At 70.4% G+C, this 25,193-nt stretch carries 27 protein-coding genes; 20 read left to right on the top strand and 7 right to left on the bottom strand.

The genetic code is table 11. From position 1 onward, the window contains the following. The first annotated feature begins 18 nt into the window (after positions 1-18). From SACMADRAFT_RS02600 to SACMADRAFT_RS02615, 4 genes are all read left to right on the top strand, one after another. A complete protein-coding gene (locus SACMADRAFT_RS02600) occupies positions 19-873 on the top strand; it encodes a redox-sensing transcriptional repressor Rex (RefSeq protein WP_009152223.1) in 855 nt (284 codons plus the stop codon). Further along, on the top strand, positions 870-2,201 hold the full coding sequence (locus tag SACMADRAFT_RS02605) for a glutamyl-tRNA reductase (protein ID WP_009152224.1): 1,332 nt from the start codon (positions 870-872) through the stop codon (positions 2,199-2,201). Before SACMADRAFT_RS02600 ends, SACMADRAFT_RS02605 begins: the two co-directional genes overlap by 4 nt. Continuing rightward, on the top strand, positions 2,194-3,135 hold the full coding sequence (gene hemC / locus SACMADRAFT_RS02610) for a hydroxymethylbilane synthase (RefSeq protein ID WP_040926045.1): 942 nt from the start codon (positions 2,194-2,196) through the stop codon (positions 3,133-3,135). Before SACMADRAFT_RS02605 ends, hemC begins: the two co-directional genes overlap by 8 nt. Before the next feature lie 122 nt (positions 3,136-3,257). Further along, positions 3,258-4,793, top strand: coding sequence for a bifunctional uroporphyrinogen-III C-methyltransferase/uroporphyrinogen-III synthase (locus SACMADRAFT_RS02615; RefSeq protein WP_009152226.1), 1,536 nt, complete (start codon positions 3,258-3,260; stop codon positions 4,791-4,793). Positions 4,794-4,854: 61 nt separating this feature from the next. Here the strand turns inward: SACMADRAFT_RS02615 and SACMADRAFT_RS02620 are convergent, their stop codons facing one another. Beyond that, complete coding sequence (locus tag SACMADRAFT_RS02620; protein WP_009152227.1) at positions 4,855-5,973, bottom strand: M20 family metallopeptidase; 1,119 nt, start codon at positions 5,971-5,973, stop codon at positions 4,855-4,857. A gap of 123 nt (positions 5,974-6,096) precedes the next feature. Here SACMADRAFT_RS02620 and hemB point away from each other — a divergent pair, with 123 nt between their 5' ends. The 11 genes from hemB (at position 6,097) to SACMADRAFT_RS02675 (ending at position 15,689) form a co-directional block, all read left to right on the top strand. After that, a complete protein-coding gene (gene hemB / locus SACMADRAFT_RS02625) occupies positions 6,097-7,068 on the top strand; it encodes a porphobilinogen synthase (protein WP_083840831.1) in 972 nt (323 codons plus the stop codon). An 11-nt stretch (positions 7,069-7,079) separates the two neighbouring features. Beyond that, the gene (locus SACMADRAFT_RS02630; protein ID WP_009152229.1) at positions 7,080-7,607 is read left to right on the top strand and encodes a hypothetical protein; all 528 of its coding nucleotides are present in this window, start codon (positions 7,080-7,082) and stop codon (positions 7,605-7,607) included. Next, complete coding sequence (locus tag SACMADRAFT_RS02635) at positions 7,604-8,062, top strand: hypothetical protein (protein ID WP_009152230.1); 459 nt, start codon at positions 7,604-7,606, stop codon at positions 8,060-8,062. The genes SACMADRAFT_RS02630 and SACMADRAFT_RS02635 overlap by 4 nt, the downstream gene beginning before the upstream one ends. Beyond that, entirely contained in the window at positions 8,059-8,397 is a 339-nt protein-coding gene (locus SACMADRAFT_RS02640; RefSeq protein ID WP_009152231.1) for a hypothetical protein, read from the top strand. Before SACMADRAFT_RS02635 ends, SACMADRAFT_RS02640 begins: the two co-directional genes overlap by 4 nt. Before the next feature lie 24 nt (positions 8,398-8,421). Continuing rightward, positions 8,422-9,726, top strand: coding sequence for a glutamate-1-semialdehyde 2,1-aminomutase (gene hemL / locus SACMADRAFT_RS02645; RefSeq protein WP_009152232.1), 1,305 nt, complete (start codon positions 8,422-8,424; stop codon positions 9,724-9,726). Beyond that, a complete protein-coding gene (locus SACMADRAFT_RS02650; RefSeq protein ID WP_009152233.1) occupies positions 9,723-10,349 on the top strand; it encodes a histidine phosphatase family protein in 627 nt (208 codons plus the stop codon). The genes hemL and SACMADRAFT_RS02650 overlap by 4 nt, the downstream gene beginning before the upstream one ends. After that, entirely contained in the window at positions 10,346-10,933 is a 588-nt protein-coding gene (locus SACMADRAFT_RS02655; RefSeq protein WP_009152234.1) for a TlpA family protein disulfide reductase, read from the top strand. Before SACMADRAFT_RS02650 ends, SACMADRAFT_RS02655 begins: the two co-directional genes overlap by 4 nt. A 58-nt stretch (positions 10,934-10,991) precedes the next feature. Then, positions 10,992-11,765 (top strand): cytochrome c biogenesis CcdA family protein, encoded by a 774-nt coding sequence (locus SACMADRAFT_RS02660; protein WP_040925518.1) that lies wholly within the window; start codon positions 10,992-10,994, stop codon positions 11,763-11,765. Beyond that, the gene (gene resB / locus SACMADRAFT_RS02665; protein ID WP_009152236.1) at positions 11,762-13,378 is read left to right on the top strand and encodes a cytochrome c biogenesis protein ResB; all 1,617 of its coding nucleotides are present in this window, start codon (positions 11,762-11,764) and stop codon (positions 13,376-13,378) included. The genes SACMADRAFT_RS02660 and resB overlap by 4 nt, the downstream gene beginning before the upstream one ends. Then, complete coding sequence (gene ccsB / locus SACMADRAFT_RS02670; RefSeq protein WP_009152237.1) at positions 13,378-14,385, top strand: c-type cytochrome biogenesis protein CcsB; 1,008 nt, start codon at positions 13,378-13,380, stop codon at positions 14,383-14,385. Before resB ends, ccsB begins: the two co-directional genes overlap by 1 nt. Positions 14,386-14,462: 77 nt before the next feature. Further along, the gene (locus SACMADRAFT_RS02675; protein WP_009152238.1) at positions 14,463-15,689 is read left to right on the top strand and encodes a MinD/ParA family ATP-binding protein; all 1,227 of its coding nucleotides are present in this window, start codon (positions 14,463-14,465) and stop codon (positions 15,687-15,689) included. Here SACMADRAFT_RS02675 and SACMADRAFT_RS02680 read toward each other — a convergent pair whose 3' ends face one another. Both SACMADRAFT_RS02680 and SACMADRAFT_RS02685 read right to left on the bottom strand, forming a co-directional pair. Continuing rightward, positions 15,690-15,872 carry a hypothetical protein gene (locus tag SACMADRAFT_RS02680; protein ID WP_009152239.1) on the bottom strand — a complete coding sequence of 61 codons (183 nt, stop codon included), beginning with the start codon at positions 15,870-15,872 and terminating at the stop codon, positions 15,690-15,692. It abuts the gene before it with no gap. A 122-nt stretch (positions 15,873-15,994) separates the two neighbouring features. Continuing rightward, positions 15,995-16,204 (bottom strand): BldC family transcriptional regulator, encoded by a 210-nt coding sequence (locus SACMADRAFT_RS02685; protein ID WP_009152240.1) that lies wholly within the window; start codon positions 16,202-16,204, stop codon positions 15,995-15,997. 209 nt (positions 16,205-16,413) lie between these two features. Between SACMADRAFT_RS02685 and SACMADRAFT_RS02690 the strand changes: the two genes are divergently transcribed. Further along, complete coding sequence (locus SACMADRAFT_RS02690; protein WP_009152241.1) at positions 16,414-16,749, top strand: DUF4229 domain-containing protein; 336 nt, start codon at positions 16,414-16,416, stop codon at positions 16,747-16,749. After that, positions 16,746-17,813 carry an L-cysteine desulfhydrase Cds1 gene (cds1, locus tag SACMADRAFT_RS02695; protein ID WP_009152242.1) on the top strand — a complete coding sequence of 356 codons (1,068 nt, stop codon included), beginning with the start codon at positions 16,746-16,748 and terminating at the stop codon, positions 17,811-17,813. Before SACMADRAFT_RS02690 ends, cds1 begins: the two co-directional genes overlap by 4 nt. A gap of 9 nt (positions 17,814-17,822) precedes the next feature. Here the strand turns inward: cds1 and SACMADRAFT_RS02700 are convergent, their stop codons facing one another. Genes SACMADRAFT_RS02700 through SACMADRAFT_RS02710 form a run of 3 tightly spaced genes read right to left on the bottom strand, consistent with a single transcriptional unit; the run spans position 17,823 to position 20,815 of the window. Further along, positions 17,823-18,695, bottom strand: coding sequence for a 1,4-dihydroxy-2-naphthoate polyprenyltransferase (locus SACMADRAFT_RS02700; RefSeq protein ID WP_009152243.1), 873 nt, complete (start codon positions 18,693-18,695; stop codon positions 17,823-17,825). Positions 18,696-18,719: 24 nt separating this feature from the next. After that, positions 18,720-19,880 carry an o-succinylbenzoate--CoA ligase gene (menE, locus tag SACMADRAFT_RS02705; RefSeq protein ID WP_009152244.1) on the bottom strand — a complete coding sequence of 387 codons (1,161 nt, stop codon included), beginning with the start codon at positions 19,878-19,880 and terminating at the stop codon, positions 18,720-18,722. Between the two features lie 11 nt (positions 19,881-19,891). Further along, positions 19,892-20,815, bottom strand: coding sequence for a 1,4-dihydroxy-2-naphthoyl-CoA synthase (locus SACMADRAFT_RS02710; protein WP_009152245.1), 924 nt, complete (start codon positions 20,813-20,815; stop codon positions 19,892-19,894). 48 nt (positions 20,816-20,863) lie between these two features. Between SACMADRAFT_RS02710 and menD the strand changes: the two genes are divergently transcribed. Together menD and SACMADRAFT_RS02720 are read left to right on the top strand one after the other, a co-directional pair. Further along, positions 20,864-22,537 carry a 2-succinyl-5-enolpyruvyl-6-hydroxy-3-cyclohexene-1-carboxylic-acid synthase gene (menD, locus tag SACMADRAFT_RS02715; RefSeq protein ID WP_009152246.1) on the top strand — a complete coding sequence of 558 codons (1,674 nt, stop codon included), beginning with the start codon at positions 20,864-20,866 and terminating at the stop codon, positions 22,535-22,537. A gap of 9 nt (positions 22,538-22,546) precedes the next feature. After that, on the top strand, positions 22,547-22,996 hold the full coding sequence (locus SACMADRAFT_RS02720; protein WP_009152247.1) for a DUF3592 domain-containing protein: 450 nt from the start codon (positions 22,547-22,549) through the stop codon (positions 22,994-22,996). Between the two features lie 67 nt (positions 22,997-23,063). On the opposite strand, the gene SACMADRAFT_RS02725 is transcribed toward SACMADRAFT_RS02720, so the two are convergent. Beyond that, positions 23,064-23,906: an inositol monophosphatase family protein gene (locus SACMADRAFT_RS02725; RefSeq protein WP_009152248.1), complete on the bottom strand. Its 843-nt coding sequence runs from the start codon at positions 23,904-23,906 to the stop codon at positions 23,064-23,066. 167 nt (positions 23,907-24,073) lie between these two features. On the opposite strand from SACMADRAFT_RS02725, the gene SACMADRAFT_RS02730 reads away from it, so the two are divergent. Then, positions 24,074-25,192, top strand: a complete 1,119-nt coding sequence (locus tag SACMADRAFT_RS02730) for a glycosyltransferase family 4 protein (protein ID WP_009152249.1) — start codon at positions 24,074-24,076, stop codon at positions 25,190-25,192. Position 25,193: the final 1 nt, after the last annotated feature.

Here is a 25,193-nt window from a genome sequence, read left to right on the forward strand (position 1 = left end):
AGCGACAGGAGAGCCAGCGTGGTGGCACAGCGGGGCCGGCGCAACGGGGCGGTGCCCGCGCCCAAGCCCGCGCCCAAGCGGAGGCCGGCAACGCCGGACGCCGACAACGCGCCTACCGCGGAACTGCCTGCCGTGAGTGACAACGGCAGCGACAGCAGCAATGTCAGTGGCACCGTCAACGGCGCCGACCCGGAGGTCAGGGCCAAGTCCATCCCCGAGGCCGCCGTGGCGAGGCTGGCCGTATACCTGCGGGTGCTGTGCGCCATGGCCGAGCAGGGCGCCACCACGGTGTCGAGCGAGGAACTCTCCGCCGCGGCCGGGGTGAACTCGGCGAAACTGCGCAAGGACCTGTCCTACATCGGCTCCTACGGCACCAGGGGCGTCGGATACGAGGTCGAGGTGCTCATCGGGCAGATCGAGCGCATCCTTGGCCTAACCCGCAAGCACAAGGTCGCGGTGGTCGGCATCGGCAACCTCGGCCACGCCCTCGCGAACTATGGTGGATTCCCGGGACGGGGTTTCCCTGTCGAGGCGCTGTTCGACATCGACCCCGACCTCGTCGGAGTGCCTGTCGGTGGCATCCCCGTCTCGCACCTGGAGGAAATCCCCCGGGTGTGCGCGGAGCGCCAGATCTCCATCGGCGTGATCGCCACACCGCCCGCGGCCGCGCAGACGGTGTGTGATCGCCTCGTCGCGGGTGGGGTCGGCAGCATCTTGAACTTCGCCCCCGTGGTGCTCCAAGTCCCCGAACATGTCGAGGTGCGGAAGGTCGACCTGGCTGTGGAACTGCAGATCCTGTCTTTCCATGTGGCGCGCAAGGCGGACGGCGAGGCCGGCAGCCAGGTCATCGGTGACGTGGTGGTGCCGTCATGAGCGTGTTGGCGATCGGACTGTCGCACCGCACGGCTGACCTGGCCACGCTGGAGCGCGCGGCCGTGCCCGCCTCCGAGGTGGCCAAGGTGCTGCACGAGTTGCAGCAGGCCGAACACGTCTGCGAGGTCATGCTGCTTTCGACGTGCAACCGCATTGAGGTCTACGCCGTGGTGGAGACCTTCCACGGCGGTCTCGCCGACGTGTCCGAGGTGCTGGCCCGGCAGGCCGGCGTCGAGGCGGCACAGCTGTACGACCACTTCTACGTGCACTACGCGGGAGCCGCCGTGGAGCACGTGTTCTCGGTGGCGGCGGGCCTCGATTCGATGGTGGTAGGCGAAACCCAGATCCTCGGGCAGGTCCGTGCCGCCTACGCCACCGCGCGCGAGGCGGGCACGGTCGGCCGCGGTATGCACGAGCTGATCCAGACGACGCTTCGAGTCGGCAAGCGGGTGCACGCCGAGACCGGCCTCGACACGCTCGGCGCTTCCGTGGTGTCGGAGGCGCTGGCCGCGGCCGGTGAGCTGGTGGGCAAGCGGGCACTGATCGTCGGCGCGGGTTCGATGGGCGCACTCGCGGCCTCACGGCTGCGCAAGGCAGGCATCGGTGAACTCGCCGTCGCCAACCGCACGCTCTCCAACGCCTCCCGACTGGCCGATTCGGTGGCTGAACAGGGCATCAGCGCGCGTGCGGTGTCGATGGCAGAGCTGGACACCGCCGTCGAATGGGCCGACGTCGTCGTGTCGTGCACCGGCGCCAAGGGTGCCGTGCTCGCCGCGGAGCACGTCGGCCCGCGAGAGGACTCGCCGCTGGTCATCTGCGACCTCGGGCTGCCGAGGGACGTCGAGCCGGAGGTCGCCGAGCTCCCCGGGGTGCAGGTGGTGGACCTGGAGACAGTGCGCGCGCGGATGCGCAGGACCGGCTCGGCGACGACGGACAGGCAACTCGCGCTCGCCTCCGGCATCGTGCTGGACGAGGTCCGTGCCTACCTTGCCAGCCAGCGCAGCTCCGCTGTCACACCCACCGTGACCGCGCTGCGCAAGCGGGCGGCGGAGGTGGTGGACGCCGAGCTGCTGCGGCTGGACCGGCGGCTGCCCGAACTCGACGCCGAGGTCAGGGAGGAGCTTTCCCGCACGGTCCGCAGGGTCGTCGACAAGCTCCTGCACACCCCCACCGTGCGCGTGAAGCAACTGGCCGCCGAGACGGCTGACACCGACTACGCGAGTGCGTTGCGCGAGCTGTTCGGGCTCGACCCGCAGCTGCCGAACGTGGTGTCCAGCCCGTCGGTGACCGCCAAGCACGACCAGATCGACGGTGACGCACGTGGCTGACAGGACCATCCGGATCGGCACGAGGGGCAGCAAACTCGCTCTCGCGCAGACCGGCACGATCGCCAAGCGGCTCGAGGAAGCCGGGCACGAAGTCGAGATCGTCACGGTCTCAACGCCCGGCGACCGCTCCAGCGCGCCGATCGCCGAGATCGGTGTCGGGGTGTTCACCTCCGCGCTGCGGGACGCGCTGCTGAACAAGCAGGTCGACGTGGCGGTGCACTCCTACAAGGACCTGCCGACGGCGGCGGAACCCGGCCTCTCACTCGCCGCGGTGCCGCCGAGGGAGGACCCAAGAGACGCGCTCGTCGCGCGGGACGGGCTGACGCTCGGTGAGCTTCCACCTGGCTCCGTCGTCGGCACCGGGGCGCCGCGGCGGATGGCGCAGCTTCGCGCGCTCGGTCTCGGCCTCGAGGTGGTTCCCATCAGGGGCAACATCGACACCCGCATCGGCAAGGTCACCTCGGGTGAACTCGACGCCGTCGTGCTCGCCCGCGCGGGCCTGGCCAGGGTGGGCAAGCTGGATGTGGTCACCGAGACCCTGGACCCCATCCAGGTTCTGCCCGCACCCGCTCAGGGTGCGCTCGCGGTGGAGACCCGCGTCGACGACGTGGACACCGAACACCTGATTCACTCCCTTGTGGACGATGCGCCGACAAGGGCCTCGGCGGCCGCCGAGCGGGCCATGCTGGCCGCGCTCGAGGCAGGTTGCAGCGCACCCGTGGGTGCGCTGGCCGAGGTGGTGGAGGACCTCGACAGTGAGGGCGCGGTCATCGAACGCCTCTCGCTGCGTGGGATCGCCGCCGTCGATGTCGAGGGCGACGCGGTGCGAATCCTTCGCGCGTCGGCCATCGCCGAGAAACACGAGGCGGAGCAACTGGGCCGTGCGCTGGCCGCCGAGTTGCTCGACCTCGGTGCCGGGGCACTGTCTCATTGAACGTCTCACCGGACTTCTCACTGAGCGTTGCACTGAACACCGCCCCACCGAACATCGAACGAAAGACCGTAACCGCTCGGCCGGCTCCTGAGAACGGCCGAATACGAGGAGAGACGACGTAGATGACCACCCGCGCACGCAAGACCACGGGGCGTGTCGCCTTCGTGGGCTCGGGGCCCGGCGACGCCGGACTGCTGACGGTTCGCGCCCAGGAACTGCTCGCGAAGGCGGAACTGGTGGTGACCGATCCGGACGTGCCCGCGGGGGCACTCGCCTACGCGGGCGCGGACGCCGAAGTCCGGCCCGCCGTGGGGGAGCCCGGCGATGTCGCCAAGGACCTGGCCGCCGAGGCCAAGGCGGGCAGGCTCGTGCTGCGGCTGGTCTCCGGTGACCCGCTCACACAGCCTGCCGTCGTCGCGGAAGTGCAGGCTGTCTCGCGCACCAGCGCCGTATTCGACGTCGTGCCCGGGGTCTCGCCGGGCACCGCGGTGCCCGCCTACGCCGGTGTCGCGCTGGGAGGGGCGCACACCGAGGTGGACGTCCGCTCCGAGGTCGACTGGGCAGGGCTGGCGGCCACGCCCGGCACGATCGTGCTGCACGCGACGTCCAGCCACCTCGCGGAGGCGGCGTCGGCGCTGATGGAGCACGGCCTGGCACCGCAGACACCGGTGGCGGTCACCTCCAACGGGACGAGCAACACCCAGCGCACCGTGGACTCGACACTGGTCTCGCTGTCCGCCGACGCGGGGGAACTCGTCGGCCCGCTCGTGGTGAGCATCGGCGCGGCCGCGGGCAACAGGCAGAAGCTTTCCTGGTGGGAGTCTCGCGCGCTGTACGGCTGGAAGGTGCTCGTACCGCGCACCAAGGAGCAGGCAGGCGACATGGCCGAGCGGCTGCGCAGCCATGGTGCGACCTCGCACGAGGTGCCGACCATCTCGGTGGAGCCGCCCCGCAGCCCGGCGCAGATGGAGCGCGCCGTGAAGGGCCTGGTCGACGGCCGCTACCAGTGGATTGTGTTCACCTCCACCAACGCGGTGCGAGCGGTGTGGGAGAAGTTCGCCGAGTTCGGGCTCGACGCCCGGGCCTTCTCCGGCGTGAAGATCGCCTGTGTCGGGGAGTCGACGGCGGAGAAGGTGCGCTCCTTCGGCATCATCCCGGAACTGGTGCCCTCCGGCGAGCAGTCCAGCGAGGGCCTGCTCGCGGAGTTCCCGCCCTACGACGACGTGCTGGACCCGGTGGACCGTGTGTTGCTGCCGAGGGCCGACATCGCCACCGAGACGCTGTCGGCCGGACTGCGCGACCGGGGCTGGGAGATCGACGACGTCACCGCCTACCGCACGGTGCGCGCGGCACCGCCACCGGCGGAGACCCGAGAGATGATCAAGACGGGCGGCTTCGACGCCGTGTGCTTCACCTCCTCCTCGACGGTGCGCAACCTGGTGGGTATCGCGGGCAAGCCGCACGCGCGCACGCTGGTGGCCTGCATCGGTCCGAAGACGGCCGAGACCGCGACCGAGTTCGGGTTGCGGGTGGACGTGCGGCCGGAGAAGCCCAACGTCGTGATGCTGGTGGACGCGCTCGCCGAGCACGCCGCGAAGCTTCGCGCCGAGGGCGCACTGCCGCCGCCTCGCAAGGCCAAGCGCGCTCGCCGCTCCTGATTCCCGACGACGGCGCGGGCGCGCTGCGTGGCTCAGTGGAGGCGACGCCAGGGCGCCCGCGCTATAGGCGGCACCAGTTGAGGCAGAGCCGCTCCAGTATCGCCACGGATTCGGCGAGCTTGCGGATCGATACCCACTCGTCGGTCACGTGTGCCTGTTCCGGTTCGCCGGGACCGCAGATCACGGTCGGCACCGAGCCGAGCGCCGGGGTCAGCACGGAGGCGTCGGTGAAGTAGGCGGCGGCACGCGGCGCGGTGTCCTTGCTGCCCGTGACCTCCCGCACCACCTCGGCCGCCGACGCGGCCCATTCGTCGTCGGGATCGGTCCACACGGCGGGCAGGTCGACCATCGGCCGTAGCTGGACCTGCGGGCCGAGGCGCTCGCCGAGGCTCGCGAGCACCTCGGCGTGGTCCTGGCCTGCCACGGTGCGCACGTCGACGGTCGCCTCAGCGGCATCGGGCACGGAGTTGGTGTTGAGGCCGCCGTGGAAGGTGCCCACGTTCAGGGTCGGCGTTCCCAGCACGGGGTGGGCAGGGACGTCGAAGGCGTGATCCCGTAGCCGGGTGACGGCCTCGGCGAGCTTGTAGACGGCGTTGTCGCCGAGGTGCGGCATGGAGCCGTGCGCGGTGACGCCGCCGGCCTGAGCGGACAACCACAACGCCCCCTTGTGCCCGTGCAGCAGCGCGTTCCCGGTCGGCTCGGTGATCACCAGCGGGCCGCTGGGTTCGCCGCGCAGCCGTTGCGCGGCGTGCCGCGCGCCCTGCGAGCCGGTCTCCTCCGCCGCGGTGAGCACCAGCCGAAGGCCTGCTCGTTTCGGCCGGGTGGCACCGAGTTTGCTGGCCGCGGCGACGATCGCCGCCACACCGCCCTTCATGTCGGCGGTGCCGCGCCCGTACAACCGGTCGCCGTCCGGCTCGGCGTCGAAGGGGTCGTGCCGCCATCGCGCCGTACCCAACGGCACCGTGTCGACGTGTCCGGAAAGGCACAGCGGCGGCTGGTCCAGACCGGTGTGCCACTCCGCCACGAGGGTGCCACGGCCCGGTTCGTGCTCCTCGATGTCCACTGTGAAGCCCGCCTGCTCCAGCAGCGGGGCCACAACGGCCAGCGCCTGGCTCTCGTCGTGTCCGATCGTGTCGATCGAGACCAGGTCCCTTGTCAGCCGCACTACGTCGACGCTCATTCGACAGCCGCCTTGGTGTGTGGATTGCCGTACCAGCAGCGTAGGCGTGATCGCCGGGTCGCGGGGACCGCGGTTTCGGGGGAAGGCCTGTTGCCTGCCGCACGCGGGAGTACGGTGGTAGGGGTGTTCCCTGAGCATCGTCCCCGCCGGTTGCGTGGCACCGCCGCCATCCGCCGCCTGGTCAGCGAGACCACGCTGCGCCCGCGCCAGTTGATCCTGCCGATGTTCGTGGCCGAGGGCGCCGACGCACCGAAACCGATCGCCAGCATGCCCGGAGTCGTGCAGCACAGCCGCGACTCGCTGCGCAAGGCCGCCGTGGAAGCCGTTCGTGCGGGCGTCGGTGGGTTGATGTTGTTCGGCGTGCCGAGGACGCACGACGCCGTCGGCTCCGGTGCCACCGACCCCGACGGCGTTCTGAACGTCGCGCTGCGCGACCTGCGTGCCGAACTCGGCGACGACACCGTGCTGATGGCCGATACCTGCCTGGACGAGTTCACCGACCACGGTCACTGCGGCGTGCTCGACTCCCGTGGCGGGGTGGACAACGACGCCACGCTGCAGCGCTACGCCGAGATGGCGGTGGCGCAGGCGGAGGCGGGCGCCCACCTGCTCGGCCCCAGCGGGATGATGGACGGCCAGGTCGGAGTCATCCGCAAGGCGCTGGACGGCGCGGGCTACGCCGAGACCGGCATTCTCGCCTACTCGGCCAAGTACGCCAGCGCCTTCTACGGCCCGTTCCGGGAGGCCGTGGACAGCCAGCTCAACGGCGACCGCAAGACGTATCAGCAGGATCCCGGCAACGCACGCGAGGCGCTGCGTGAGATCGAGTTGGACGTCGCCGAGGGCGCCGACATCGTGATGGTCAAGCCCGCGCTGTCCTATCTGGACGTGGTCAGCGCGGCGGCGCAGGCGTCGCCCGTTCCGGTGGCCGCGTACAACATTTCGGGGGAGTACGCGATGGTGGAGGCGGCGGCCGCCAACGGCTGGGTGGACCGCGAGCGCACGGTGTTGGAGGTGCTCACCTCGATCAGCAGGGCCGGAGCCGACCTGATCCTCACGTACTGGGCCGCTGAAGCGACGGCCTGGCTGGACTAGAGTCGCCTGCCGTGACTGACTCAGACGAATCGGATGACCAGCGGCGTTCGCGGGGGCTGCCGCCCGCGCCGCGCCCTCCCGGCGAGGAGCGCGAGCGGGTCGACCCGCCCACCCCTGTGAAGATCTCCTTCGTGCTGTGGCTGCTCTCCGGTGCGGTACTCGTCGCCGGGTTCGGCTACACGCTCACGGCCAAGGAAGAGATCATTGAAGCGATCCTCGCCGTGAACAACGACCCCAACATCAGCGAGGAGCAGATCCGCTCGGGCGCGACGACGCTGTTGTGGACGTTGTTCGTCGGTGCGCTGGTGTTCGCGATCCTGTTCGCGCTGTTCGCCTACAAGGCCAGGGAGGGCACCCGCTCGGCGCGGACCATCCTGACGGTGCTCGCGGCCATCGTGCTGATCTTCCAACTGGTGCTGTTCTCCAACCTGATCACACTCGCCGCCGCGTTCCTGGCGATCGTGGCCGTGGTGCTGATGTACCTGCCCACGGTCGCCGATTACTTCCCCAAGGTGCCCAAGTCGCTGCCCCGATCGTGACCGAGCCGCTGTACCTGGAGCGAGGCGCGGGCTACGGGCCGTTGCTGTGGGGGCCCGCGTTCGCCGTGGTGGGCGCGCTCGTCGAGTTGCTGGTGGGTGATCGGCCGCACTGGTTCATGTGGGCCGTTGTCGCGCTCGGGCTGCTGGTGCTGACGTCGGTGTGGGTGTACGCGCGCAGGCGGTTCCTCACCGTGCGGGTGACCGGTGAGGAGTTGTGGCAGGGCCAGCAGCGGCAGCCGATCGCCGCCATCACCGACATCCCCGGCGCCACGGACAACACCGACGTGGTCACGCCCACGGGCGCCAGGGTGCTGGGCGGCGGCTGGAGCGCACCGCACAAGTATCAGGAAGTGCCGCTGCGGCTCGCGGACGGGTCGGTGGTGGTGGCGTGGGCCCGCGACGCCGAGGCGTTGCGTACCGCGCTACGCACGGCCATGAGACACTGCGACACGTGAGCGAACTCGCCGCACCCATGCCCGCGGAGTCGTCGGGTGAGCGGCTGCACGAGCCGAAGCGGTTGCTCGTCGCGGTGGCCGAACTGGTCGGCGCCGGACTGGCGGTGTGGGGCGCGCTGGCCTGCTGGTCGGCGGCGATCGGCACGCTCACGGTCCGGCTCGACGACGGGACGGTGCTGGTGTCGCGCACCTACGAGGGGAACCTGGTCGGCCTTGCCGTGACGCTCACCACGGTGGCGGCGTTGCTGGTCGTGGACGCGGCGCGGCAGTCGGTGCTGGGGCTGCGCCCCAGGCGGCGGCAGGGCACTCGACCGTTGCCCGGGGAAGACTGCTGAACCGGCTTTGCGAGACTGGCAGATGTGACAGGAGCAGTCGAGCAGTCCAGGTCCTGGTTCGAACGGGCCGCCGCGGCCACACCGGGCGGCGTCAACTCCCCGGTGCGGGCTTTCGCGGCGGTGGGCGGCACACCCCGCTTCATGGTTCGTGGGCAGGGGGCCCACCTGTGGGACGCCGACGGCAATCGGTATGTCGATCTGGTGTCGTCGTGGGGTCCGATGATCCTGGGGCACGCACACCCGGAGGTGGTGCGTGCGACCCAGGAGGCGGCGGCGAACGGGTTGTCGTTCGGCACCCCGACGATCGGCGAGGTGGAGCTGGCCGAGGAGATCATCCGGCGGGTGCCGCCGGTCGAGCAGGTGCGCCTGGTCAACTCCGGTACCGAGGCGACCATGAGCGCCATCCGGCTCGCACGCGGATTCACCGGGCGAAGCAAGATCATCAAGTTCGCGGGCTGCTATCACGGACACGTGGACGCGCTGCTCGCGCAGGCGGGTTCGGGGGTGGCCACGCTGGGCCTTCCCACCTCGCCCGGCGTCACCGGCGCACAGGCGGCCGACACGATCGTGCTTCCCTACAACGACATCGAGGCCGTCCGTAAGTCTCTTTCGGACAACCCGGACTCGGTGGCCGCCGTGATCACCGAAGCCGCGGCGGGCAACATGGGCGCCGTCGCGCCGCGCGAGGACTTCAACGCCCGGCTACGTGAGCTGGCACACGCACACGGCGCGCTGCTGATCATGGACGAGGTGATGACCGGCTTCCGCGTCTCGGCAAGTGGCTGGTACGGGATCGACGGCGTCGCGGGTGACCTCTACACCTTCGGCAAGGTGATGTCGGGTGGGCTGCCTGCCGCCGCCTTCGGCGGGCGGGCCGAGGTGATGGCCCGGCTCGCGCCCAGCGGACCGGTGTACCAGGCGGGCACCCTGGCGGGTAACCCCGTCGCCGTCGCCGCAGGCCTGACGACGTTGCGGCTGGCCGACGAGGCGGTGTACCGCGCGCTGAACGCCAACGCGCAGCGGCTGGCAGACCTGCTCGGGCAGGCGCTGACGGCCGAGGGTGTCGAGCACACGGTGGCCTTCGCGGGCAACCTGGTGAGCGTGTTCTTCACCGACCGGCCGGTGCGCGACTACGCCGACGCCTGTGCATCGCAGACCTGGCGCTTCAAACCGTTCTTCCACGCGCTGCTCGAACGCGGCGTCTACGCACCGCCGAGCGCGTTCGAGGCGTGGTTCGTCAACGCGGCCATGGACGACGCGGCTTTCGAGACGATCGAGGCGGCGCTGCCCGCCGCGGCGCGAGCGGCGGCGACCGCGGAGCGGCCATGACGACGATCGTGCACCTGCTGCGGCACGGTGAGGTGGAAAACCCCGACGGCCTGCTCTACGGGCGGATGCCGGGGTTTCGGCTCTCCAAGCTCGGGCGCAGGCAGGCGTTGACGGTGGCGGAACTGCTCGCCGGGCACGCCGTCGTGCACGTGGTCGCCTCGCCGCTGGAGCGGGCCAACGAGACGGCGGCACCGATCGCCTCCGCGCACCGGCTCGACGTCAACACCGACGAGCGGCTGATCGAGGCCGACAACCTGTTCGAAGGGCTGCGGGTGAGTGTCGGCGACGGCGCGCTTCGCACGCCGAGGCACTGGCCGAAGCTGCGCAACCCGATGCGCCCGTCCTGGGGCGAGCCCTACCTGCACATCGCCAGGCGCATGCTCGCCGCCGTGTACCGGGCCCGCGCCGCCGCCGAGGGCCACGAGGCGGTGTGCGTGTCCCACCAGTTGCCCATCTGGACGCTGCGCAGGTTTCTCGAAGGCAAGCGGCTGTGGCACGACCCGAGACGCAGGCAGTGCTCGCTGGCATCGCTGACCAGCCTGGTGTTCGACGCCGAGCAACTGGTGGACATCGTCTACAGCGAGCCAGCCGGAACGACGGACCCGGCGGTGACCGGAGCATGAGAAGGATCGCCGCGCTGGCCGCCGTCCTGCTGCTCACACTGGTGACCGCGTGCTCGACCGGCGAGGACGCGGTCTCGCGGGGCAGCAGCTTCACCTTCGTCTCTCCGGGTGGCAAGACCGACATCTACTACGAGGGTGCCGATCGGCAGCCGCTGCCCGAGGTCGCGGGCGAGGACCTGTTCGAGGAGAACAAGCGCATCGCGGTCTCCGACTTCAAGGGCAAGGTCGTCGTCATCAACATCTGGGGCCAGTGGTGCGGGCCGTGCCGAACCGAGGCTCCCGAGTTGCAGAAGGTCTACGAGCAGACCGAGCACCTCGGCGTCCAGGTGCTCGGCATCGACGTCCGTGACTACGATCGCTCGGCGCCGCAGGACTTCATGCGTGACCGTGGGCTGACCTACCCCTCGATCTACGACCCGCCCGGTCGGTCGCTGCTGAAGCTGACCGGCTACCCGCGAAACGTGGTGCCCTCCACGATCGTCGTGGACAAGCAGCATCGCGTCGCGGCGGTGTTCCTGCGTGATCTGCTCGCGCCCGACATCCTGCCGCTCGTGCGAAGGCTCGCCCAGGAAGGCGGCTCGTGACCTGCCGCGACGCCGGGCGGTGGGCTTCACAGAAACCGTATTCCTTACGCTGAGGTCCGTGGACACGGTGACCCAGCTGGCGACATCCGGCCCGCTGCTGCTCGCCGCCGGGCTCGCCATGCTCGCGGGCGCGGTGTCGTTCGCGTCGCCGTGTGTCGTCCCACTCGTTCCCGGCTACCTGGCCTACCTCGCGGCGCTCGTCGGCGCGGACGCCCCTGCCGTCTCCACCGACGAGGCGCCCAAGCAGCGCCGGTTCGCGGTCGTGGGTGCGGCCGGTCTGTTCGTACTCGGCTTCACCGTGGTGTTCACCGCCGGTGTCGGCAGTCTCGTCTGGCTGGCCGATGCGTTGCTGGTCAACCAGGAAACGCTGCAACGCGTCGGTGGTGTGCTCACGATCGCGATGGCGCTGGTGTTCCTCGGCCTCATCCCCGGCCTGCAGCGCGACATGCGCATCCACCACGTTCCCAGGGCGGGGCTGTGGGGGGCGCCGGTACTTGGAGCGGTCTTCGGACTCGGCTGGACGCCGTGTATCGGGCCGACACTGTCCGGCGTGCTGGCCATCGCCAGCGCCAGCGGTGACGCGGGCGCGCGTGGCTTCCTGCTCGTGCTGGTGTACTGCGTCGGGCTCGGCCTGCCGTTCCTGCTGATCGCGGCGGGAGCCCGCTGGGCGGTGGGGGCCACCGACTGGCTGCGCCGCAACGGGCGCAAGGTGCAGCTGTTCGGCGGCGCGTTGCTGCTGGTGGTGGGCATCCTGCTGGTGACGGGCCTTTGGGCGGAGCTGGTCGGCTGGATGCGGGACGCGTTCATCACGGACACGAGGCTGCCGATATGACCGGCACGCTGACGCCCGAGCACAAGCACTACCGCCACACCCGGACCCGCGCGGCGCTGGCGTTCGTCCGCAACACCTGGCGCGGCCTCACCTCCATGCGTACCGCGCTGGTACTGCTGTTCCTCCTGGCGCTCGCCGCGATGCCGGGTGCGCTGCTGCCGCAGCGCAACCTCAACGAGCCGAAGACCGACGCCTACATCGCAGAACACGGCTGGTGGGGCTCGCTGCTCGACCGGCTCGGATTCTTCGACGTCTACGCCAGCGTGTGGTTCTCGGCCATCTACCTGCTGCTGATGGTCTCGCTCGTCGGCTGCCTGCTGCCGCGCACCCTGGAGTACTACCGCGCCATGCGCACCGAGCCGGTGCTGACACCGCGCAACCTCGCCAGGCTGCCGCACCACGCGAAGGCGGAGGTGGCCGGCGAGGTCGGTGACGCCGTCGAGGCGGCCAGGAAGCGGTTGCGTGGCTGGCGGCTGGTGGAGCGCGAGGAAAGCGGTGGCGTGCGTACCGTCAGCGCGGAGCGCGGCTACCTGCGCGAGGCGGGCAATCTGGTGTTCCACTTCGGGATGCTCGGCCTGATCATCGCCTTCGCCCTCGGCAAGATGTACTCCTACGAGGGCCAGGTGATCGTCCAGGCCGACGGCCAGCAGTTCTGCAACTCGGGCATCTTCGCCTACGACTCGTTCAATCCCGGCCTTCGGGTGGACGGCACCGAGTTGACACCGTTCTGCGTTCGCGTGAACGACTTCGAGCCCACCTTCACCGAGGCGGGGCAGCCGGTGAGCTACGACGCCGACATCGAGTACCAGGCGGGCGCGGATCTGGAGTCGGGGACGTGGCGGCCGTACCACCTCCAGGTCAACGAGCCGCTGCGCACCCAGGGCGACCGGGTCTACCTGCTGGGGCACGGCTTCGCGCCGACGTTCACCGTCACCTATCCGGACGGGGAGTCGCGCACCCACACGATCCAGTGGCGGCCCGTCGACCAGACGACGCTGTTGTCGGAAGGGGCCACGAAGTTCGATCCGCCCGGTGTCACGGACCCGAGGAAGCGCCGTGAGCAGCAGTTGGCGGTGACCGGGCTGTTCGCGCCGACCGCCGCGCTGCAGGGCTCGCTGCTGACGTCGGCGAGTCCGGAGCTGACCGATCCCGCCGTCGCCGTGGACGTCATGCGAGGCGACCTCGGTGTCGACTCCGGCAGGGGCCAGTCCATCTTCGAGATCGATCAGTCCATGGTGGACAGCGGCAGGCTCGAGCGGGTCGCGAGGCAGAACCTGAAACTCGGCGAGCGGATCACCCTCGACGACGGCACGACGGTGAGCTTCGACGGCGTGCGCAGATGGGTGTCGTTGCAGGTGTCGCACGACCCGACCCAGGGCTGGGTGCTGGGTTTCGCGGTGGCGATGTTCCTCGGCCTCGGGTTGTCGTTGTTCGTCAAGCGGCGCAGGCTGTGGGTCCGGGCCACCCCCGTGGCGGGCCCAGATGGTCTCCGACATACTGTAGTAGAAATTGGCGGGCTTGCCCGTACGGACCAGGCCGGGTACGGCGAGGAGTTCACCACGATCGCCCGTGATCTCCTGCGCCGCGATCCTCGCGACAGAAAGGCACGCTGATGCCGGTGAACGAGGCGTTGTCGCAGTACAGCGACTGGTCGTACACCACGGCCGTCGCGGTGTACGTGCTGGCGATGGTGTTCTTCCTCATCGAGCAGGCTTTCGGGCGTAAGGGGCGCGGCGCGGCCGAACGCACCCGCGCGCCGCAACTGGTGGGCGCCGCCGTCTCGCCAGGCGAATCCTCGAAGATCACCTCCGAGCCTGCCTTCGAGGTGTTGCCCGACGAGCCGGGGCCGCCGCGTGGCCCCCGCAGCCGTGCCGAGCGGTTCGGCCGGATGGGCGTGGCACTGACGGTGCTCGCCGTGCTGTTCCACATCGCCGCACTCGTGCTGCGCGGGTTGGCGACCAGCCGCGTGCCCTGGGGCAACATGTACGAGTACATCATGGTGGTCTGCCTGATCGCCGTGGTCGCCTGGCTGGCCGTGCTGCGCAGGTCGCCGGTGCGGCACCTGTCGGCCTTCGTGCTGCTGCCCGTCGTGATCCTGATGTTCGTCGGCGGCACGATGCTGTACGCGGTCGCCGCTCCGTTGCAGCCCGCGTTGCAGTCCTACTGGCTGGTCATTCACGTCGCGGCCGCCGCGGCGTCCTCGGGTGTGTTCCTCATCCCCGGTGTGGCGAGCATGCTGTACCTGGTCAGGTCGAGGCACGAGAACAACCCGGCGAAGTTCGCGCGGTTCGGGTCGAAGCTGCCCTCGCTGGACGTGCTTGACCGGATCGCCTACCGGACCACCGTGTTCGCCTTCCCCGTCTTCACATTCGGGGTGATCTGCGGGGCGGTCTGGGCCGAGGCCGCGTGGGGCCGGTTCTGGGGCTGGGACCCCAAGGAGATCGTCGCGTTCGTCGCGTGGGTGGTCTACGCCGCGTACCTGCACTCCCGCGCCACCGCGGGCTGGCGGGGCACCAGGGCGGCCACGATCAACGTGATCGGGTTCGCCGTCACCGTCTTCAACCTGTTCTTCGTCAACCTCGTCACCGCGGGGCTTCACTCGTATGCCGGAGTGGGCTGACACTCGCCGTCAACTGCGGCTACCGTCGCACCTGAAAGCAGGGGGGAGAATCCCGCAACCATCGGAGGATTGCCGCGGTGACCGGACCCAACGAACAACACGGGCAGGATCAGCCGCTCTTATCCGAGGCCAGCACGGACTCCACGCCGCACCCGGCGGTGTCCGGGCCGCAACAACGGACCGCACGGCAGCCCTACCCGTCGCAACCGGCCGATCAGAACCTGCCGCCACTGTTGCCGCAGCAGGGGACCGGGCCCGACCCGCACACCGGACCGCTGCCCGCGCAACCGCAACCGCCGCAGCAGGGTGTGCCTGGCCAGCAACCGCCGCCCCCGCTGCCGCACCCGCAGCAGCGAGGCAGGCACCCTTTCGTCAATGGTGCGGACCTCGCGAGTTCGCAGTTCGTTCGCCGGATGAAGCGCAGCCCCCAGTCCGGCTGGCGTAAGGCGCTTTACCTGGGGACGGGCAAGCTGATCAACCCGGGCGAGAGTCCTGCCGACCGCAAACGTCGGGAGTTGATCTCGCGGGTCAACCAGCCGCTTCGGGGTTGCTACAAGATCGCGATGCTCAGCCTGAAGGGCGGCGTGGGCAAGACCACCACCACGACGACGTTGGGGTCGACCTTCGCTTCGCTGCGGGGTGACCGGGTCGTCGCGGTGGACGCCAACCCCGACCGGGGAACGCTTTCGCAGAAGATTCCCATCGAGACCACCGCCACCGTGCGCCACCTGCTCAGGGACGCCGATCGCATCACCAGGTACAGCGACGTGCGCGCGTACACCTCGCAGGGCGCAAGCAGGTTGGAGATCCTGGCCAGTGAGCAGGACCCCGCCGTGTCGGAGGCGTTCTCCGAAGCCGACTACCGACGTGTGGTGGCACTGCTGGAACACTTCTACAACATCCTGCTCACCGACTGCGGTACCGGACTGATGCATTCGGCGATGAAGGGTGTGCTGGACTCGGCCGATTCGCTCGTTGTGGTCTCGTCCGGGTCGGTCGACGGTGCGCGCAGCGCGTCGGCGACGCTGGACTGGCTCGACGCGCACGGCTACGGCGACCTGGTCAGCCGGTCGGTGGCCGTCATCAACTCGGTGCGTCCGAAGGCGGGCTCGGTGGATCTGGACAAGCTGGCCGCGCACTTCGCCGCAAGGGTGCGCGAGGTGGTCCGGATACCGTTCGACCCTCACCTCGAGGAGGGCGCCGAAATCGAGTTGGAGCGGCTGCAACCCGCGACGAGGCTGGCGCTGCTGGAACTCGCGGCCGCGGTCGCCGACGGATTCGCCGCCGACCGCGTGATCCGCTAGTCAGCCGGTGCCCTCGTCGTCCTGCTTCTTCTGCTGCTCGCCGAGCTTGCGCAGGAAGTCGGGATCGTCGTCGGGCGCTACGGGGGCCTGTCGCGAGGACACGCCGACGCGTTCGGCACCGAAGACTCGCCACAACAGGACAGCGATGGTGAGGGCGCCGATCGCCGCGAGCAGGTACAGCATGCTCGCTCCTTCCGGTGTGCCGCGCGTGTGACAACTACTGTCACCGAGGTTAGCCCGTTCACCGTTCTTTCGGGCGAGGGGTGCCCGTACGGATTCGGGCACCCCTGCATTCGGTGAGCGGCTCAGGCGTGCCGCGTATCGGTGGCGTCCGTGGTCAGTTCCGCCAGCAGTTGGTTGACCTCGGATTCTCGGAACCGCCGGTGGCCGCCCGGTGTGCGGATCGAACCGATCCGCCCCGCTGTGGCCCAGCGTGTCACCGTCTTCGGGTCGACCCGGAACAGTGCGGCGACCTCACCCGGTGTCAGTAGCCGTCCTCCCGTACTCGCGGTCACTTTCCGCCTCCTTCACGCCTTCAGTGCTAGACCGGAAGTGCGTCGTGCCCGGTACCTGAACATCGCAATCGTGGCACTTCACCCTTCGGGTACTCGAACGGTTGTCGGACAGTAAAGAGGTAGTAAGGGACAAAACGACCGGTTCGGACAGCGATCCGCCGACGAGGCGGCCGGACACGGCCGGCGGCGGCGGCGTAGCCTCGTAGAACGTGAGCGAACGAGAAACCAGCACCCTCGCCCGCGACCTGGCGCTGTACGTGTTCGCGAGGTTCGTCCTGGTGGCGGTGATCGCGGCCGTGCTCGTGCTCCTCGGCGTTCCACTGCTGGTGGCGCTGACGGTCGGGCTTGTCGTGGGGCTTCCGGTGGGCATGCTCGTGTTTCGTTCCCTCAACGCGCGCGTCACCGCGGGGCTGGCCGCCCGCAACGAGCACAGGGCGAAGCAACGAGCGCGGCTGCGCGCGCAGTTGCGAGGGGAGGAACCGGCAGGCGACGAAGGGTCTGCCAAGGGCTCGGCGGATGCCAGGGACTCCGGAGACAACGAGTGAGCCGCGCGTGGGTGCGCGAGGCCGTCCGGCTACTCGAGGCCGACGCCAACCGCAGCGCCGACACGCACCTGCACGTTTTCCCGTTGCCTGCCGAGTGGGGTATCGACCTTTACCTCAAGGACGAGTCCGTTCACCCGACGGGCTCGCTCAAACACCGCCTCGCCCGCTCGTTGCTGCTCTACGGACTGGTCAACGGCAGGATCGGGCCCGCAACGGTGCTGGTAGAGGCATCGAGCGGGTCGACAGCGGTCTCGGAGGCCTACTTCGCCAGGATGCTCGGGCTGGAGTTCGTCACCGTCGTGCCGCGCAAGACGAGCCAGCAAAAGATCGACCTCATCGAGTTCTACGGCGGCCGCTGCCACTTCGTCGACGTGCCACCCGCGATGTACTCCGAGGCCGAGCGGTTGGCCGCCGAATGCGACGGCCACTACCTCGACCAGTTCACCTACGCCGAGCGGGCCACCGACTGGAGGGGCAACAACAACATCGCCGAATCGGTGTTCTCGCAGTTGCGGGACGAACGACACCCGGTCCCGGCGTGGATCGTCGTGGGCGCCGGGACCGGCGGTACCAGCGCCACCTTCGGCCGCTACGTCCGCTACCGGCGCCACCCGACCGGGATCGCCGTCGTGGACCCGGAGAACTCGGCCTACTTCGGCGCGTGGGAGACCGGGGTGACCGACTACGAGACGGGCATGCCGTCGCGGATCGAGGGGATCGGGCGGCCAAGGGTCGAGCCGTCGTTCGTTCCCGAGGTGATCGACGAGATGATCCGGGTGCCGGACGCGGCATCGCTCGCGGCGATCCGGTTCCTTCGCGAACGCACCGGGCACTGGGCGGGCGGCTCCACCGGAACGAATCTGTGCGGCGCCTTCGCGCTGATCTCGCGGATGCTGCAACGGGGTGAACGGGGCAGCGTGGTGACCTTGCTGTGCGACAGCGGTGAGCGCTACACGCACACCTACTACGACGACGACTGGCTCGCCGAGCACGGCTTCGAGCTACGGGCGCAACTCGCCGCGATGGACGACTTCCTGCGCACGGGGCGCTACTCGCCCGGCTGACGAGCGGGTTCAGCTCAGCGCGAGTGCACCCGCCGTGACCGAGGCCCAGACCAGCATGGCCAGCCCGGTGTCGCGCAGCACCGGGATCAGCTCCATCCCGGTGCGTCCGGTCACGACCACACGCACCGGGGTGACGAGCAGCACGGCGGCCAGCACCCCGGCGAGCGCGAGCGGATGGAACACGCCGAGCGCCACCGTCGCAGCGAACGGCACGGACACCAGGGCAAGGTAAAGCCGACGCGTTCCCGCGTCGCCCAGTTTCACCGCGAGCGTGTGCTTGCCCGAACGAGTGTCGGTGGGGATGTCGCGCAGGTTGTTGGCCACCAGCACCGCCGTCGACAGCGATCCCACCGCCACCGCGCACACCACTGCCTGCCGGCTCACCGTGCCCGCCTGCACGTACACGGTGCCGAGCACGGCGGCGAGCCCGAAGAACACGAACACGGCGACCTCGCCGAAGCCCGCGTAGCCGTAGGGCCTGCGGCCACCGGTGTAGAACCAGGCGGCGGCGATGCAGGCCGCGCCGATGGTCAGCAGCCACCAGCTTCCGGTGACGGCGATCAGCACGAGCCCGAGCACCCCGGCGATGCCGAGCGCCGCGAGCGCGGCGGCGAGCACTGCCTTCGGCTTCGCCACGGCCGAACCGACCAGCCGAAGCGGGCCAACCCGATCCGCGTCGGTGCCCCTGATGCCGTCGGAGTAGTCGTTGGCGAAGTTGACGCCCACGATGAGTGCCAGTGCCACCAGCAGCGCGAGTATCGAGCGCCACCACGAGAAGGCCCCCAACTGCGCCGCGACTCCCATCCCGGCGAGCACCGGCGCCACCGCGTTGGGCAACGTACGCGGCCGTGCCCCCTCCACCCACTGCGCCACTGTTGCCATGCCGCCATTCTTTCGCGTCGCCGATCAGTGACCGGAGCTACCCCGCAGCAGCGCACGCACCGCGGCCCTGTCCACCTTGCCCGGACCGAGCAACGGCAACTCGGACACGAACCGCAACACCTTGGGGACACCGGGGCCGCCGAGTTCGGCACGGGCCGCCTCCCGTAGCTGTGCCGCGGGCGGCGGCGCGCCCGACGGCACGACGGCGGCGGCCACGACCTGCCCCCACTTCGCGTCCGGAAGCGCCACCACGCACGCCGAAGCCACCGAGGGGTGAGCGGTCAGCGCCTGCTCGACGACCTGCGGGGCCACCTTGACGCCGCCGGTGTTGATCAGGTCGTCGGCCCTGCCGAGCACCTCCAGCCTGCCTGCACCGTCGATGCGGCCTACGTCGCCGGTGTGGAACCAGCCGTCCACGAAGGCCGCGGCCGTCTCGTCGGGACGCAGCCGGTAGCCGTCGGCGAGCACGTCGCCGGAGATCTCGATGCGCTCGCCTTCGCCGATTTGCACCCGCACGCCGCGCAGCGCCACGCCGTCGTAGACGCAACCGCTTGCGGTCTCGCTCATGCCGTACGCCGACACCACGTTGACCCCGGCGGCCGTTGCACGCCGCCGCAGCTCGTCCGGCAGCGCCGCGCCGCCGACGACGACCGAGCCGAACCCGGCAAGGCCCGCTCCCCCCGCGTCGAGCAGCCGGGTGAGCTGTGTGGGGACCAGTGCCGTGTAGTGCGGCCCCTGCGTTTGCAGCAGTTGCCCCGCCGCGACCTCGAACGCCTCGGGGGAGAAACCCCCCGACGTGTCCAGCACGAGGGGCGGTGCCCCCGCAAGGTGCGAGCGCACCAGCACCTGCAGGCCACCGATGTAGTGCGCGGGCGTGGCGAGCAGCCACCTGCCGGGCCCGCCGAGCCGCTCGTGCGTGGCGTTCGCGGAGGTCAGCAACGCCCGTGCGGACAGCAACACGCCCTTGGGCGAGCCGGTCGAACCCGATGTCGGCATGAGCACCGCGGTGCCTTCCTCGACCGGCTCGTCCGGCGCCATCGCGGCCAGCAACTCCTCTGAGCCGGGGTTGCGTGGATCGAGCGGCAGCACGGCGGGGCCGCCGCCCAGTGCGTCGAGCACGGCGCGCCGAAGCCGCTCGACCGAGGCAGGCGTGCCGTCGGTCCACACAACACGCGGCGGTGCCATGTCCAGGCCCGTCAGTAGTAGTAGGGGTAGTCGGACCAGTCGGGTTCGCGCTTCTGCAGGAACGCGTCGCGGCCCTCGACGGCCTCGTCCTGCATGTAGGCCAACCGGGTGGTCTCGCCCGCGAACACCTGCTGGCCGACGAGCCCGTCGTCGACGAGATTGAACGCGTACTTGAGCATGCGCTGCGCGGTGGGGGACTTGCCCACCACCTGCCATGCCCACTCCAGCGCCTCCGCCTCCAGCCGCTCGTGCGGCACGGCCTTGTTGACCGCGCCCATCGCGTGCGCCTGTTCCGCAGTGTAGGTCCGGCCGAGGAAGAAGATCTCGCGGGCGAACTTCTGGCCGACCTGCCTGGCGAGGTAGGCCGACCCGAATCCGCCGTCGAAGGAACCGACATCGGCGTCGGTCTGCTTGAACCGCGCGTGCTCCGCCGAGGCCAGCGTGAGATCGCACACAACGTGCAGCGAGTGACCACCGCCTGCCGCCCAGCCGGGTACCACCGCGATGACGACTTTCGGCATGAACCTGATCAGCCGCTGCACTTCCAGGATGTGGAGCCTGCCCGCCCGCGCCGGGTCGATGGTGTCCGAGGTCTCGCCGCTGGCGTACTGATAGCCGGAGCGACCGCGAATACGCTGGTCACCACCAGAGCAGAACGCCCAACCGCCGTCGGAGGGCGAAGGTCCGTTGCCGGTGAGGAGGACACAGCCGACGTCGGAGCTCATCCGGGCGTGGTCGAGCGCGCGGTACAGCTCGTCGACGGTGTGCGGGCGGAAGGCGTTACGCACCTCCGGCCGGTTGAACGCCACCCGGACGACGCGCTTGCCGGATCGGGTTCCAGTCGAACGGTGGTAGGTGATGTCGGTGAAGTCGAAGCCCTCGATCTCCTCCCACGCGGTGGGGTCGAACAGCTGCGATACCTGGGCGTCATGCACGCTTGGGAGAATATGTCGTGTGTCGACCACGCCTGAGGGGGCTCGCCAGTGAACCCTTCCACCGCCCAGGCGAGGGTCCTCGTGGACGAACTCGTCCGCAACACCGTCTCCCACGTGGTGCTCAGCCCCGGCTCGCGTAACGCACCACTTTCGCTGGCACTCTACGACGCCGCCGCGGCAGGCAAGCTCAGCCTGCACGTGCGCATCGACGAGCGGGGAGCCGCCTTCCTCGCGCTCGGCATCGCCGCCCGCACCGGCCGACCGGTCGCACTCGTGTGCACCTCGGGCACCGCTGCCGCCAACTTCCACCCCGCCGTGTTGGAGGCGGACCGGGCAGGGGTGCCGCTGATCGTGCTGACGGCCGACCGGCCCCCGGAACTTCGTGCCGCGGGCGCCAACCAGGTGATCGACCAGCACGCGCTCTACGGCGGCGCGGTGCGCTACTTCGACGAGCTCGCCGTCGCCGAACGCAGGGCCGGGCAGAACGCCTACTGGCGCAGCCAGATCTGCAGGGCGTGGAACGCCGCCTACGGCGAATGGCGCTGCGGCCCGGTGCACCTGAACGTGCCGTTCCGCGAGCCGCTGGTGCCCGACGGCGACGAGGAGTGGTACGAGCCGCTGGACGGCAGGCCGCGGGGTGCCCGCTGGACGGAGTTACCCGACTTCGGCGCGCTGCCCTCGTTCGTGGTGCCCTCCGCAAGGCAGGGGCTGGTGATCGCTTGCGACGCGGGCGTGCGAGCCGCCAGCGAATGGGCGGAGTCGCACGGCTGGCCGGTGATCGCCGAGACGGGCGGTCTCGGTCTCGGCGGCGCGACCGCGATCCCCGGCGGGCCGTGGCTACTCGCGGTGGAGGAGTTCATCGCGCGGCACAAACCCGAACAGGTGCTGTGCATCGGCCGTCCCACCGTGTTTCGCCAGGTCCAGCAGTTGCTTTCGGACGCTTCCGTCGAGGTGTTGCTGGTGCGGCCCGACTCCGACTGGCCCGCGCCCGCGCACAACGTCCGGCAGGTCGGGCAGTGGTTCGACGAGCCGACCAAACCGGCAGACCCGGAGTGGCTGGCGCGCTGGCGGCGCGCCGACGCCGCCGCCACCGAGGCCGTTCGCGGCACGCTCGCCGAGGAGCCGTGGCCGAGCGGGCTGCGAGTGGCGGCCGAACTGGTGGCCGCTCTGCCGCCGGACTCGCTGCTTGTCGTCGGCTCCTCCAACCCGACCCGCGACGTCGCGCTCGCAGGCGGGTTGCGGCCGGACGTACTGGTGCACCGAAACCGGGGAGTCGCGGGCATCGACGGCACGGTGTCCACCGCCATCGGGGCGGCCACCGTGCACAGGGGACCTTCGTACGCGCTGCTTGGCGACCTGACCTTCCTGCACGACGCCAACGGGCTGCTGACCGGCCCAGCCGAGACCCGGCCCGATCTCACACTCGTCGTACTCAACGACGACGGTGGTGGCATCTTCTCGCTGCTGGAGCAGGGCGCGCCCGAACACAGCCGCAGTTTCGAGCGCGTGTTCGGCACGCCGCACGGCGCCGACCTCGCCGCGCTCTGCGCGGGCTACCGCGTGCCCTACACCCTCGCGGGCACGCTGGAGGAACTCCGCACCGCACTGCGACCGCGACCGGGGCTGCGGGTGGTGGAGGTGCGGGTTGACCGCTCGCGGCATCGGGGCCTGCATCAGCGGCTGAGCTCGGCTGTCGCCTCCGCCGTGCGGGCTCTGCCGTAGCGCCCGGATATGCTCACGGCCGTGGCTGGCAACGTGCGGGCTTTTCGGGTGGGCGTCATCGTGGTGCTCTGCCTGGCCTCGGTCGGCACGCTGCTGTGCGTGACGCTGGTCCTCGGCGCGCTTCGCAACGACCGAGCGATCTCCGGTGATCTCGGCACGGCCACCGCGCAGGTGGAGCAGGTGCTGTTCGACCGGACCCTGATCAGGTTCGAGACCCCGGATGGGGTGGCGCACAGCCCGGAGAACGGCGTGCTGTACCCGGACGGGCTCAGCGCGGGTCAACTGGTGCGCGTCGAGTACGACAGGAGCGACCCGGAACTGGCGAGGATCGCGGGCCGTACGTGGCTGCTGACGCTGCTTCCCGTTGGCAGCACGCTCGTGGGCATCTGGCTCGTGGCGTGGCCGCTGCTGTGGTGGCTGCGCAACCGCGACCGCGCGACGGTGATCTCCCAGCAGTGATCTCCCAGCAGTGACCGCCAAGCGATTACCACCCGATAGGGGCGGCCTCTTCGCGGCTGCCCAGCTGTCAGCGCCGAGAAGCCGCCGACCACCACGAAAGCACCTCTTCGGCCACGCTCGGCACCGTGACCAGCAGCCCGTCGGTCGGCAGCGCACAGCCGCCCGCGCCCTCACCTCGCCGGTCCAGCACCGCGGCCCCCGCCTCGACAGCGACCGCGACCGCCCCCGCGACGTCCCACTCGTGGTAGCTGTGCAGCACGGCCGCCGTCGCGTGGCCGAGTGCCACCTGCGCGATCGAGAGCGCGGCCGAACCGAGCACCCGCACACCGACGCTCGCGGCGGCCGCCCGCTCGATGAACTCACCCATGCCCGGCCACGGGCCCGTGCGGGTCAGCTCGGTGCAGACCAGCGCGCCCGCGCGGCGCCCGGTGTCCACCAACCGCACCGGCCTGCCGTTGACGCGCGCCCCCCGGCCGCGCGCGGCGGTGTAGATGTGGCCCCGATACGGGTCGGCCACCACGCCCACCACCGGCCCAGAACTGTCCAGCAGCGCGAGGCTGTAGGCGCACCACGGCACACCGGCCACGTAGTTGGCGGTTCCGTCGACCGGGTCCACGACCCAGCGGTACTTCGCCTCCTCTGCGCCCACGCCGGCGCCCAGTTCCTGCCCCACCACGGGCATCCCTGGAAACTCCGACGTCAGAACCCGCCGCGTGTGGCGTTCCAGCGTGCGGTCGGTGTCGGTCACCCAGTCGAACGGTGAGTCCTCGGCCTCCGACCGCGCACCCCTGCCCGCGGTCGCCGTGATCACGTCGGTTGCGTCACCCGCGAGGCGCCCGGCCACCTCGAGTGCCCTGGACAGCAGGCCCGGGTCCACCGGGCACCCGGGGCGGGAGGACAGTCGCGTCATGCCGGTCCAGCGTGGCCGCGGCGGGTGTCGGCAACGCGAAGCCGAGGTGACCAACCGCTCGACAGTTGTGAACGTCTCTTCCGGGTGACGAAGAGTTCCCGAGGCGTTGACCGGCTGGTCACGTTCACGTGGTCGCGCGCACCCACCGCACTGCGACAGTTCTGGCCGTGCGCGTCGCCATAGTCACCGAGAGCTTCCTGCCGCAGGTCAACGGCGTCACCAACTCCGTGCTGCGGGTCGTGGAACAGCTGACCCGCCGCGGCCACGACGTGCTGGTGGTCGCCCCCGGCACCGGGCCAACCGAGTACGGCGGAGCACGGGTGGTGCGGGTGCCCTCGCTGCGCCTGCCGGTGGTGAGCTCGTTGCCGGTCGGCGTTCCCACCCGGACCGTGTTCACCGCGCTCGCCGCCTTCCGCGCCGACGTGGTGCACCTGGCCTCGCCGTTCGTCGTCGGCGCTCGTGGCCTTGCCGCGGCGCGCAGGCTCGGGGTGCCGGCTGTGGCCGTGTACCAGACCGACATCGCCGGGTTCGCCTCCGCGTACGGTCTCGGCCTCGCCGCCCGCGCGGCCTGGCGATGGGTGCGCCACGTGCACCGCGGGGCCGACCGCACGCTGGCGCCCTCGACCGACTCGGTGCGGCAGTTGCGTTCCCACGGCGTTCCCCGGGTGCACCGGTGGGGAAGGGGGGTGGATCTGGAACTGTTCCATCCCCGCCGCGACGGCGCCGGGCTGCGGCGACGGCTGGCGCCGGACGGCGAGTTGCTGGTGGGTTTCGTCGGCAGGCTCGCTCCGGAGAAGGAGGTGGACCGGCTCGCGACGCTGTGCGGGCTGCCCGGAGTGCGGGTCGTGGTCGTCGGGGACGGGCCGGAGTCGGCGGTGCTGCGCGAGCGGCTTCCGGGTGCGTTGTTCCTCGGTGCTCGATTCGGCACCGAACTCGCCGAGGCCTACTCAGCCCTGGACGTGTTCGTGCACACCGGGCCGCACGAGACGTTCTGCCAGGCAGTGCAGGAGGCACTGGCAGCAGGCGTGCCGGTGCTCGCCCCCGCGGCGGGCGGCCCGCTCGACCTGGTCGAGCACGGCGTGAATGGCTACCTGCTGCCGCCGCGACGCGAGGAGTTCGGCTGCGCGCTGCCCGGCCTCGTGGAGCGATTACGCGAGCCGCAGCTGCGCGCGAGGCTGGCGCGGGCGGCCCGCGAAAGCGTCGAAGGGCGCTCCTGGCAGGCCGTGTGCGGCCAACTCGTCGCGCACTACCACGCGGTGTGCCTTCCGGTATCGACAGCGGCTTGAC

Source organism: Saccharomonospora marina XMU15, from assembly GCF_000244955.1.
GTDB classification, from domain to species: Bacteria; Actinomycetota; Actinomycetes; order Mycobacteriales; family Pseudonocardiaceae; genus Saccharomonospora_A; species Saccharomonospora_A marina.

What these genes read in the sequence shown, in the direction of transcription:
- SACMADRAFT_RS02605 (WP_009152224.1), top strand. Translation starts at nt 870, where the DNA reads ATGAGCGTGTTGGCGATCGGACTGTCGCACCGCACGGCTGACCTGGCC.
- SACMADRAFT_RS02615 (WP_009152226.1), top strand. Translation starts at nt 3,258, where the DNA reads ATGACCACCCGCGCACGCAAGACCACGGGGCGTGTCGCCTTCGTGGGC.
- SACMADRAFT_RS02620 (WP_009152227.1), bottom strand. Translation starts at nt 5,973, where the DNA reads ATGAGCGTCGACGTAGTGCGGCTGACAAGGGACCTGGTCTCGATCGAC.
- SACMADRAFT_RS02650 (WP_009152233.1), top strand. Translation starts at nt 9,723, where the DNA reads ATGACGACGATCGTGCACCTGCTGCGGCACGGTGAGGTGGAAAACCCC.
- SACMADRAFT_RS02655 (WP_009152234.1), top strand. Translation starts at nt 10,346, where the DNA reads ATGAGAAGGATCGCCGCGCTGGCCGCCGTCCTGCTGCTCACACTGGTG.
- resB (WP_009152236.1), top strand. Translation starts at nt 11,762, where the DNA reads ATGACCGGCACGCTGACGCCCGAGCACAAGCACTACCGCCACACCCGG.
- ccsB (WP_009152237.1), top strand. Translation starts at nt 13,378, where the DNA reads ATGCCGGTGAACGAGGCGTTGTCGCAGTACAGCGACTGGTCGTACACC.
- SACMADRAFT_RS02680 (WP_009152239.1), bottom strand. Translation starts at nt 15,872, where the DNA reads ATGCTGTACCTGCTCGCGGCGATCGGCGCCCTCACCATCGCTGTCCTG.
- SACMADRAFT_RS02700 (WP_009152243.1), bottom strand. Translation starts at nt 18,695, where the DNA reads ATGGCAACAGTGGCGCAGTGGGTGGAGGGGGCACGGCCGCGTACGTTG.
- menE (WP_009152244.1), bottom strand. Translation starts at nt 19,880, where the DNA reads ATGGCACCGCCGCGTGTTGTGTGGACCGACGGCACGCCTGCCTCGGTC.
- SACMADRAFT_RS02720 (WP_009152247.1), top strand. Translation starts at nt 22,547, where the DNA reads ATGCTCACGGCCGTGGCTGGCAACGTGCGGGCTTTTCGGGTGGGCGTC.
- SACMADRAFT_RS02725 (WP_009152248.1), bottom strand. Translation starts at nt 23,906, where the DNA reads ATGACGCGACTGTCCTCCCGCCCCGGGTGCCCGGTGGACCCGGGCCTG.